The following is a 10,294-nucleotide window of genomic DNA, read 5'->3' on the forward strand; positions in this document are numbered from 1 at the left end:
GCTGCGGGGGCCGGGGCGGCGGCGCGAGCAGGCGCAGCAGGGAGGGCGGGCAGGGCGCGGGGGCCAGGTGGGCGGTGCCGGGGGCGGTTGTGTAGACGCCGTGCTCGGTGCGCGAGCCGGGGCCCACGAGATAGCCGCCGGCGCCACGGATGTCGATCCCGGGGGCGAGCCGGCCGGCGGAGTTCGGTACGACGACGTCCGGTGGGCCGGTGAGCCACAGATGACGCCCGCCGCTCGGTGTGCGGACGACGACCGTTTCCGGAATCGTGAACAGGTGGCGCAGGGCCAGTTCGCGCAGCGCGGTCGAGGAGTCGGTGCCGCACTTGGTGTCCAGGTCGACGCCGATCAGATGGTACGGCGGCAGCCCGCACGCGATGCCGTAGCCGGTGGCCCAGGGCGCGGCGGTGAACAGCTCGCGGATCCGGACCGGGTCGGTCGAGGCGTCGTACACGCCGTGGCCGAAGCGGCCGCACTCGCCGTGGCAGCGCGGTCCGGCCGGGTCGGGGTCGTCGCGGTGGGGGGAGCGCAGGGCCGGGAGTTTCGTCCGGGACAGGGGGATGACGGCCAGGCCGCGTTCGGCGGCTGACAGGGCGTGTGCGAGGGCCAGCGTCGTGGCCTGCCGGTCGGGGGTGGCCATGGCTCCATGTTCGTACGTACGTTCGAAAAAGGGAAGAGGGGTCCGGGGTGACGCGCCAGGTTCGGGGAAAATGACCGGATATGAGGAGGAACGATTCACCCCTTGTGCCGCTTGAGGAGTGAAAGGACCTCCTGATCCGTCCTGAGGTAGCTGATGGCAAAAGATGGCGATAGGCGTTTATCGACTTGTCATCACGCTTGCGTGCTAATCGCGGCTTCCGGGGTGGTTCGCCGGGGATTCGGTGGGCAACTCTGATCTCGCGACGTCGCCCACAGCGTCAGAGCGGTCGGCCAACTGCCCTGACATAAGCCGTACTTCACGTAGTTCCGGCCCTAGGGCCGCCGAGTTCTTGGTTCTGGAGGAACAACATGGCAAGCATCCGTACCGCCCGCGTACTCGCCGCCGTCGCCGCTCTCCCCCTCGCAGCCGCGCTCTTCAGTGGCGTCGCGGCCGCCGACAACGGCTCCTTCGCGGGCAACGGATCGAGCGCCAACACCGGTGTGGCGGGTGTCATCGGCAGCGGAGTCGGCCACAACAACTTCGGCAACTCGTCCACCACGCAGCAGAACGCGGTCGGCAACGGTGCCTCGAACCAGAGCAACACCGCCCAGGTCAACGACTCCGCGTTCGCACCCGTCCAGCAGGGCAACGAGAACGTGGCCGTCGACTTCACCCACCTGTGGTGACCCTCGGACGAGGCCCCTCTCGGTGAGGTGAGGGCCCTCGTGGGGAGTGCTTCGGGGTCATCACACGTCTGCGCGGCGGTACTTCGGTGCCGCCGCGCAGGCGTTTGTACGGTGCCCGTTCCATGGTGGTGGACCCCGGTGACGGTGGCCGACCTTGACACCTACCAGTATCTGACGGACAGTCAGAAACTGTCCCTGTCAGGTATGCGAGGCCGGGAGGCCCCCACCGTGCACCTCGCCCCCACGGAGCGGCAGCAGCGTCTGCGCGCCGAACTCCGCGCCTACTTCCGTGAAGTGCTGCCCGACTCCCTCGCACCCGCCGACCTCCCTGAACCCACTGACCCCGCTGACCCCCCTGAACCCACCGACGCCCGCGCCCTGTTGCGCCGCATCGGTGCCGACGGCTGGCTGGGTATCGGCTGGCCGGTCGAATATGGCGGCCAGGGCCGGGGCGCGGACGAGCAGTTCGTGTTCTTCGACGAGGCGAACCGGGCCGGCGCCCCGGTCTCCATGGTCACGCTCAACACCGTCGGCCCCACCCTCATGCGGTACGGCAGCGAGGCGCAGAAGGCCCACTTTCTGCCCCGCATCCTCAGCGGCGAGGCCGTCTTCGCGATCGGCTACACCGAGCCCTCCGCCGGCACCGACCTGGCCTCCCTGCGCACCCGCGCCGTGCGCGAGGGCGGCGGCTGGCGGATCGACGGTCAGAAGATCTTCACCTCGGGCGCCCAGTACGCCGACTGGATCTGGCTGGCCTGCCGAACCGACCCGGAGGCGCCCAAGCACCAGGGCATCTCCATTCTCCTCGTCCCGACCGACGCGCCGGGGTTCTCCTGGACGCCGATCGAGACGGTGGGCGGCCGGACGACGACGGCCACCTATTACGACGGCGTCCGCGTCCCGTCCCGGAACCTGGTCGGCGCCGAGAACGAGGGCTGGTCGCTGATCACCGGCCAGCTCAACCACGAGCGGGTCGCGCTGGCCGCCCTCGGCATGCAGGCCGAGGACTTCCTCGCCGCCGCGCTCACCGCCGCCCGTTCACCCGATCCGGTGAATCCACGACGCCGGATCGATGAGCCGTGGGTGCGTCTGCGGGCCGCCGAGGTGCATGCCCGGCTGGCGGCGAATCGCCTGCTCAGCTGGCGTTTGGTGGCCGACGTGGGAGCGGGCCGACTGGCTCCGGGCGAGGCGAGCGGCGTGAAATTCGCGGGAACGGAATCGACTGTCGCGACGTATCGCATGTGTCAGGAGATCGCGGGCGAGGCTGGACTGGTCCGCTCCGGCTCCCCGGGAGCCTTCGGGGACGGCGAGCTGGAACGGCTGAACAGGGCGGCGCAGATCAACACGTTCGGGGGCGGGGTGAGCGAGGTGCAGCGGGAGATCGTCGCGACGATGCGGCTCGGGATGAGGAGGGGACGGCGATGAGCGGGGGAAGCGGTGAGCCGCAGGCCGGGCGCATGCTGGACGAGGACGCGGTGGGGGCGCGGCTCAAGGGGTACGAGGGGCGGCCCGCGGCTGTCGCCGGGGTGGGGAAGGACCCGGTCAACCTGCCCATGATCCGGCACTGGTGCGAGGCCATGGGCGACACCAACCCGGCCTACACGGGCCCGGACGCCATCGCCCCGCCCACCATGCTCCAGGCCTGGACGATGGGTGGCCTGTCCGGCCACGAGGGCCGCACGGGTGCCTACGACGACCTGCTGTCCCTCCTCGACGCCTCGGGCTGTACGTCGGTCGTGGCCACCGACTGCGAGCAGGAGTATCTGCGGCCCCTGCGCCCGGGCGACGAGGTCACGTTCGACACGGTGATCGAGTCGGTGTCGGAACGGAAGACGACGAAGCTGGGCACGGGATATTTCGTCACGACCCGCACGGACGTCCGGGCCGCCGGCCGGCTGGTGGGCACACACCGCTTCCGCATCCTCAAGTACGCCCCGGCCCGCCGCACACCCCCGGCCCCGCGTCCCCGCCCGGTGGTCAACCGGGACAACGCCGGCTTCTGGGCGGCGGCGGCCGAAGGACGGCTCCTCATCCAGCGCTGCACGGACTGCGGCACCCTGCGCCACCCCTGGCTGCCGGGCTGCAACGCGTGCGGCTGTCTGGAGTGGGACACGGTCGAGGCGAGCGGCGAGGGCACGGTCTACTCGTACGTGGTCATGCACCACCCGCCCTTCCCGGCCTTCGAGCCGCCTTACGCGGTGGGTCTGATCGAACTCGCCGAGGGCGTGCGGATGGTGAGCAACGTCGTGGGGGTGCCGTACGACAAGGTGCGGATCGGGCTTCCGGTGCGCCTGGAGTTCCGGCGATACGGGGACGAGGGGGACGACGAGGGCACGCTGGTGCTGCCGGTCTTCCGGGTCGTCGAGGGCGAGGGCTGACATGGACTTCACGCCCACCGAGGCCCAGACCGAGGCCCGTGACCTGGCCGCTCGGATCTTCGGCGACCTCGCTACGCATGACCGGCTGAAGGCCGCCGGAACGGGCAGCGACCCGGAGCTGTGGAAGGCCCTGTGCGCGGCCGGGCTGGTGGCCGCGGCGGAGGAACTCGGCCTGCTGGGGCTGGTGCTGCTCCTGGAGGAACAGGGACGGACGACGGCCCAGGTGCCGTATGCGGCGAGCTGTGTGTACGGGGTGCTCGCCCTCACCGCGCACGGCAGTGCGGAGCAGCGGGGCAGGCTGCTTCCGGCGGTCGAGGACGGCTCGGCGGTGGTGGCGGGGGCGTTTCCCGCGCAGACCGGTGTACGGGCCTCGGCACGGGGTGAGCTGACCGGCACGGTGCCCGTCGTCCCCTGGCTGCGGGACGCCACCCATGTACTGGTCGCCGACGCCGGGCGGCAGCTGTGGCTGGTGCCACTCGGGGAGGGCACCGGGATCGAGGAGGTCGAGCTGACGGCCCCCTGGTCGGCGGGACGGCTCACCTTGGAAGGCGCGTGGGCCGAGCCGCTCGGCCCCGGCACCGGTGCCTACACCGACGTCCTGGCCACCGCCCGCACCGCCTTCGCCGGGCTCCAGGCGGGCGTCTGCGCGGGCTCCCTCGTCCGGGCCGTCGCGCACACCAACACCCGGGAGCAGTTCGGGCGCCCGCTCGCCAACCGGCAGGCCGTCCAACTGCGCGCCGCCGACGCCCACATGGACACCGAGGCGATACGGGTGACGGCCTACGAGGCCGCCTGGCGGCGGGACGCCGGGTTGCCGTACGCCACGCACGCGCTGACGGCTGCCTGGTGGGCGTCCGAGGCGGGACACCGCGTCGTGCACACGGGCCAGCATCTGCACGGCGGGGCGGGAGCCGACCTTGACCATCCGGTGCACCGGCACTTCCTGTGGGGCCGGCAGCTGGACGCGTATCTGGGCTGTGGGGCCGAAGTGCTCCAGGAACTGGGGGAGTTGATCGCAAATGGGGAGTGAGGGCGCGGCGGTGCTGCGCGTGGGTGCCGAACTGCCGCCGCTGCAGATCCCGGTCACGCGCACGCTGATCGTGGCGGGGGCGATCGCGTCCCGCGACTACCAGGACGTGCATCACGACGCGGAGCTGGCCAGGCAGAAGGGCTCACCGGACGTCTTCATGAACATCCTGACGACGAACGGCCTCGTCGGCAGATACATCACGGACCACTTCGGGCCGGCGGCGGTGCTCCGCAAGGTCGCCATCCGGCTCGGGGCGCCCAACTACCCGGGGGACACGATGGTGCTGACCGGCAGGATCGAGGAGGTCGACGGCGACACTGCGACCGTGCGGGTCGTCGGCGCCAACGGCAGCGGCCGGCATGTGACCGGGACGGTGACGGTCACCGTCCCTGCCGGAGACGCGTCATGAGCGCCCGGGCGCGGGACACCCTGGGCGGGCGTGCGGCGATCGCCGGGATCGGGGCCACCGAGTTCTCCAAGGACTCCGGGCGCAGCGAGCTGCGGCTGGCCGTGGAGGCGGTGCGGGCCGCGCTGGACGACGCGGGGCTGGCGCCGGCGGACGTGGACGGGATGGTGACCTTCACGATGGACACCAACCCGGAGATCACGGTGGCCCAGGCCTGCGGGATGGGCGAGCTGTCCTTCTTCTCCCGGGTCCACTACGGCGGCGGCGCGGCCTGCGCGACCGTGCTCCAGGCGGCGCTCGCGGTGGCGACGGGCGTGGCGGAGGTGGTCGTCTGCTACCGCGCCTTCAATGAACGCTCGGGCCGCAGATTCGGTGCGGGTGTGCAGCACCGGGAGCCGTCGGCGGAGGGCACCGCGCTCGGCTGGATGCTGCCGTTCGGACTGCTCACCCCGGCTTCCTGGGTGGCGATGGCGGCCCAGCGGTATCTGCACGCGTACGGGCTGACGCCGGAGGCGTTCGGGCATGTGGCCGTGCTGGACCGCGGATACGCGGCGACGAACCCTGCGGCGTACTTCCACGGCCGCCCCATCACGCTCGCCGAGCACGCGGCGTCCCGCTGGATCGTGGAGCCGTTGCGGCTGCTGGACTGCTGTCAGGAGACCGACGGCGGCCAGGCGATCGTCGTCACCTCCCTGGAGCGGGCCCGGGACCTGCGGCGTCCGCCCGCCGTGATCGCGGCGGCGGCCCAGGGCGCGGGCCGGGCGCAGGAGCAGATGACCAGCTTCTACCGGGACGATCTGACCGGCCTGCCGGAGATGGGAGTGGTGGCCCGGCAGCTCTGGCGCACCTCCGGACTCGGCCCGGCCGACATCGACGTGGGGATCCTGTACGACCACTTCACGCCGTTCGTGCTGATGCAGCTGGAGGAGTTCGGGTTCTGCGGGAAGGGGGAGGCGGCGGACTTCGTGGCCGAGGAGCGGCTGCCGCTCAACACCCATGGGGGCCAGCTCGGCGAGGCCTATCTGCACGGGATGAACGGCATGGCGGAAGCGGTACGCCAGCTGCGGGGTACGGCGGTGAACCAGATACCGGGTGCGACCCGAACCCTGGTGACGGCCGGCACGGGCGTCCCGACATCGGGCTTGATCCTGACGGCTGACGGCTGACGGTCAGCGGCTAGCGGCTAGCGGTCAGCGGCGGGAGCGCACCCTCAGCCGCCGGCCGGCGCCCGATCCGCGCCCCAGGCCGGCGTGGGGAACGCCCTCCAGGCAAGCGTGGGATCGGACCTCCGTGTCAGGGTCGGTTCGGCCGACGGGGCCAGGGACGATCGGGCCGGGGTCAGGGGCGTACCCGCAGACGGGGTGCACTCGCCGTCCACCTTCAGGAGGTGCAGTCCACCCCACCCCTACAACCTGAGGGGGACTCCGCTTCGGGACCTGCGGGCGATCCGCCGCAGGCGGGTCCGCTCCTAGCGTGGAGCCATGACCACACCCGTCTGCACCAGCGCCTCGGCCGCCGCCGCACCAAGGCGGCAGACCCTCCCCCACCCCCGGCTCCAGGCGGGCGGGGAGGCTCCCGCGTACCCGTCGTTCGCGTCGTATGTGCGAGCCCGCCAGCCGGTCCTGCTGCGCACCGCGCGCTCGCTGACCGCGAACCTGAGCGACGCCGAGGACCTGCTGCAGACCGCGCTCGCCAAGACCTATGTGGCCTGGGAGCGGATCGAGGACCAGCGGGCGCTCGACGGCTATGTGCGCCGCGCGCTGCTGAACACCCGGACCTCGCAGTGGCGCAAGCGCAGGGTGGAAGAGTTCTCCTGTGACGAGCTGCCCGAGCCGGAGCCCGTGCCCGGTGACGACGACCCGGCCGAGCGGCAGGCGCTGCACGACGCCATGTGGCGGGCGGTCATGAAACTCCCGGCACGCCAGCGGGCGATGGTCGTCCTGCGGTACTACGAGGACCTCAGCGAGGCCCAGACCGCCGAGTTGCTCGGGGTGTCGGTCGGCACGGTGAAGTCGGCGGTGTCGCGTGCGCTGGGCAAGCTGCGCGAGGACCCTGAGCTGGGACTGGTGCGCTAGAAGCGGGGACTGGTGCGCCGGCCCGGAATTTCCTCCTCATTGACGCACCCTGAGTGACGCACTCCCTAGTGACATACCGCGCGGTATGTGAGCAGAATCAGCGGAGCCCTTACTACCGCGCAGGCAACGCCGCCCCGGGAGGACTCGTGCTGAGCACCATGCAGGACGTACCGCTGACCGTCACCCGCATCCTCGTGCACGGTGTGCTGGTGCACGGGCGGTCCCAGATCACCACCTGGACCGGGGAGTCCGAGCCGCAGCGGCGCAGTTTCGCCGAGGCGGGAGTACGCGCGGTGCAGCTGGCGAACGCCCTGCGGGACGAACTCGGCGTCCGGGGCGACGACCGGGTGGCGACCCTGATGTGGAACAACGCCGAGCACGTCGAGGCGTACTTCGCCATCCCGTCCATGGGCGCGGTGCTGCACACCCTCAATCTGCGGCTGCCCGCCGAGCAGCTGGTGTGGATCGTCAACCACGCGGCCGACCGGGTGATCATCGTCAATGGCTCACTGATCCCGCTGCTCGCACCGCTGCTGCCCAAGCTGCCGACGGTGGAGCACATCGTCGTATCCGGCCCCGGTGACCGTACGCCGCTCCAGGGCGCGACCGCCCGGATCCATGAGTACGAGGAGCTGATCGCGGGCCGGCCGAAGAGGTTCGACTGGCCGGAGATCGACGAACGCCAGGCCGCCGCCATGTGCTACACCTCCGGCACGACGGGCGACCCCAAGGGCGTGGTGTACAGCCACCGTTCGATCTATCTGCACTCCATGCAGGTCAACATGACCCAGTCGATGGGCCTGACCGACCAGGACACCTCACTCGTCGTGGTGCCCCAGTTCCATGTCAACGCCTGGGGTCTGCCGCACGCCACCTTCATGACCGGCGTCAACCTGCTGATGCCGGACCGCTTTCTGCAGCCCGCGCCGCTCGCCGAGATGATCGAGCGCGCGAGGCCGACGCACGCGGCGGCCGTCCCGACCATCTGGCAGGGCCTGCTCGCCGAGCTGACCGCCAGGCCCCGGGACGTCTCCTCCCTGACCCAGGTCACCATCGGCGGCGCGGCCTGCCCGCCCTCCCTCATGGCGGCCTTCGACAAGCTCGGTATGCGGGTCTGTCACGCCTGGGGCATGACGGAGACCTCGCCGCTCGGCACGGTCGCCCGCCCGCCGGCCCACGCGGCCGGCACCGAGGAGGAGTTCGCCTACCGCCTCACCCAGGGCCGCTTCCCGGCCGGCGTCGAGGCCCGCCTCACCGGCCCCGGCGGCGAGCGTCTCCCCTGGGACGGCGAGTCGGCGGGCGAGCTGGAGGTGCGCGGCCCGTGGATCGCCGGCGCGTACTACAACGGCCCCGACGCCGAACCACTGCGCCCCGCCGACAAGTTCAGCGAGGACGGCTGGCTGAAGACCGGCGACGTCGGCACCATCTCCCCCGACGGCTTCCTCACCCTCACCGACCGGGCCAAGGACGTCATCAAGTCCGGCGGCGAGTGGATCTCCTCGGTGGAGCTGGAGAACGCGCTGATGTCCCACCCGGACGTCGCCGAGGCCGCCGTGGTCGCCGTACCCGACGACAAGTGGGGCGAGCGCCCGCTGGCCACGGTCGTCCTGCGGCAGGGCGCCACCGCCGACTTCGCGACCCTGCGCACCTTCCTCGCCGAGGAGGGCAAGATCGCCAAGTGGCAGCTCCCCGAGCGCTGGACGATCGTGGAGTCGGTGCCGAAGACCAGTGTGGGCAAGTTCGACAAGAAGGTGCTGCGGAGGCAGTACGCCGACGGCCAGCTGGACGTCACCAGCCTCTGACGGCGCGGCACCGCCCCCCTTTCAGGGGCGCTCCGGTTTCAAGACCGCTCCTGCTGACCCTGATTGGTCACGATCTTGCCCTGACTGGGCTCCGATCTGGCCCCAACTGGCCCCAACTGGCCCCGATCTGGCCCTAATTGGTCCCGATCCGGGCCAGCAGGTCCACGATCCGGCTCTGCACCTCGGTGCTCGTGGAGCGCTCCGCGAGGAAGAGAACCGTCTCGCCCGAGGCCAGCCGGGGCAGGTCGGCCTGGTCGACGGCGGCGGTGTAGACGACCAGCGGGGTGCGGTTGAGCTGCCCGTTCGTGCGCAGCCAGTCGATGATCCCGGTGATACCGGCCTGCCGCCGGTGCACCTGCATCAGGTCCATCACCACGAGGTTCGGCCGGAACTGCCCCGCCAGCGTCACCGCGTCGTTGTCGCTCCCGGCCCGTGCCACCTGCATCCCGCGCCGCTCCAGCGTCGAGGTCAGCGCCAGCGCGATCTCCGCGTGCTCCTCGATGAGCAGCACCCGCGGCGGATGCTGCTCGCTGTCGCGCGGCGCCAGCGCCTTCAGCAGTACGGCGGGATCGGCGCCGTACGCCGCCTCGCGCGTCGCCTGCCCCAGCCCGGCCGTGACCAGCACCGGCACCTCGGCGGCGACGGCGGCCTGGCGCAGCGACTGCAGGGCCGTACGCGTGATGGGCCCGGTCAGCGGGTCCACGAACAGCGCGGCCGGGAACGCCGCGATCTGCGCGTCGACCTCCTCACGGGAGTGCACGATCACCGGCCGGTAGCCGCGGTCGCTCAGCGCCTGCTGGGTCGTCGCGTCCGGCGCGGGCCACACCAGCAGCCGGCGCGGGTTGTCCAGCGGCTCCGGGGGCAGCTCGTCGTCGAGTGGCTGCGGCAGCGGTGCGTCCGCGACCTCGATGGCCCCACCGGGACCGTCCAGCGGCTCCGGCCCCTCGGCGGCGTCCGCGTCCGGCGCGCCTATGGCGTACGAGCGTCCGGCACCCTCGGTGCCGGGGGCGAGCCGGGACTGCCCGGCGAGTGATGCCTGTGCGGGTGCGGGCCCCGGCTGTCCGGCGCCCGGCTGTCCAGGAATCGGCTGTCCGGGGGCCGCCGGCTCGGCCGACGGATGCGGCCGGCCCGCCGCCTGCTCCGGCTGCTGCTCCTGACGCTGGGCCGGGTCCGGAGGCGTGCCCAGCTTGCGCCGGCGGCCGGAACCGCCCGGCGCGTGCGGCGGCGGGGTCGCCGTCGGCTGCTGCACCTGCGCGGCCTGCCGCGAGAACGGCACGCCC

General features: G+C 71.9%; 9 protein-coding genes and 1 pseudogene. 8 read left to right on the forward strand and 2 right to left on the reverse strand.

Translation table 11 applies throughout. From position 1 onward, the window contains the following. The coding region (locus tag M878_RS70515; protein WP_023548774.1) for a bifunctional DNA primase/polymerase at positions 1-637 on the reverse strand (637 nt) is incomplete at its 3' end. A gap of 368 nt (positions 638-1,005) precedes the next feature. Here M878_RS70515 and M878_RS70520 point away from each other — a divergent pair. The 8 genes from M878_RS70520 (at position 1,006) to M878_RS70555 (ending at position 9,014) form a co-directional block, all read left to right on the forward strand. Then, a complete protein-coding gene (locus M878_RS70520; protein WP_023548776.1) occupies positions 1,006-1,323 on the forward strand; it encodes a hypothetical protein in 318 nt (105 codons plus the stop codon). Between the two features lie 228 nt (positions 1,324-1,551). Next, complete coding sequence (locus M878_RS70525) at positions 1,552-2,748, forward strand: acyl-CoA dehydrogenase family protein (RefSeq protein ID WP_031225392.1); 1,197 nt, start codon at positions 1,552-1,554, stop codon at positions 2,746-2,748. Further along, the gene (locus M878_RS70530; RefSeq protein ID WP_078630332.1) at positions 2,745-3,701 is read left to right on the forward strand and encodes a bifunctional MaoC family dehydratase N-terminal/OB-fold nucleic acid binding domain-containing protein; all 957 of its coding nucleotides are present in this window, start codon (positions 2,745-2,747) and stop codon (positions 3,699-3,701) included. The genes M878_RS70525 and M878_RS70530 overlap by 4 nt, the downstream gene beginning before the upstream one ends. A 1-nt stretch (position 3,702) precedes the next feature. Further along, positions 3,703-4,731: an acyl-CoA dehydrogenase family protein gene (locus M878_RS70535; RefSeq protein ID WP_023548782.1), complete on the forward strand. Its 1,029-nt coding sequence runs from the start codon at positions 3,703-3,705 to the stop codon at positions 4,729-4,731. 13 nt (positions 4,732-4,744) lie between these two features. Further along, entirely contained in the window at positions 4,745-5,140 is a 396-nt protein-coding gene (locus M878_RS70540) for a MaoC family dehydratase (RefSeq protein ID WP_209445646.1), read from the forward strand. Beyond that, positions 5,137-6,303, forward strand: coding sequence for a lipid-transfer protein (locus M878_RS70545; RefSeq protein ID WP_023548785.1), 1,167 nt, complete (start codon positions 5,137-5,139; stop codon positions 6,301-6,303). The genes M878_RS70540 and M878_RS70545 overlap by 4 nt, the downstream gene beginning before the upstream one ends. Before the next feature lie 315 nt (positions 6,304-6,618). Further along, positions 6,619-7,212 (forward strand): SigE family RNA polymerase sigma factor, encoded by a 594-nt coding sequence (locus M878_RS70550; protein ID WP_023548787.1) that lies wholly within the window; start codon positions 6,619-6,621, stop codon positions 7,210-7,212. Positions 7,213-7,358: 146 nt separating this feature from the next. Then, positions 7,359-9,014: a long-chain fatty acid--CoA ligase gene (locus M878_RS70555; protein ID WP_023548789.1), complete on the forward strand. Its 1,656-nt coding sequence runs from the start codon at positions 7,359-7,361 to the stop codon at positions 9,012-9,014. A 133-nt stretch (positions 9,015-9,147) separates the two neighbouring features. On the opposite strand, the pseudogene M878_RS70560 reads toward M878_RS70555, so the two are convergent. Next, positions 9,148-10,294, reverse strand: a pseudogene (locus M878_RS70560) (response regulator); the annotation flags it as partial.

The sequence above is a fragment of the Streptomyces roseochromogenus subsp. oscitans DS 12.976 genome, from assembly GCF_000497445.1.
GTDB classification, from domain to species: Bacteria; Actinomycetota; Actinomycetes; order Streptomycetales; family Streptomycetaceae; genus Streptomyces; species Streptomyces oscitans.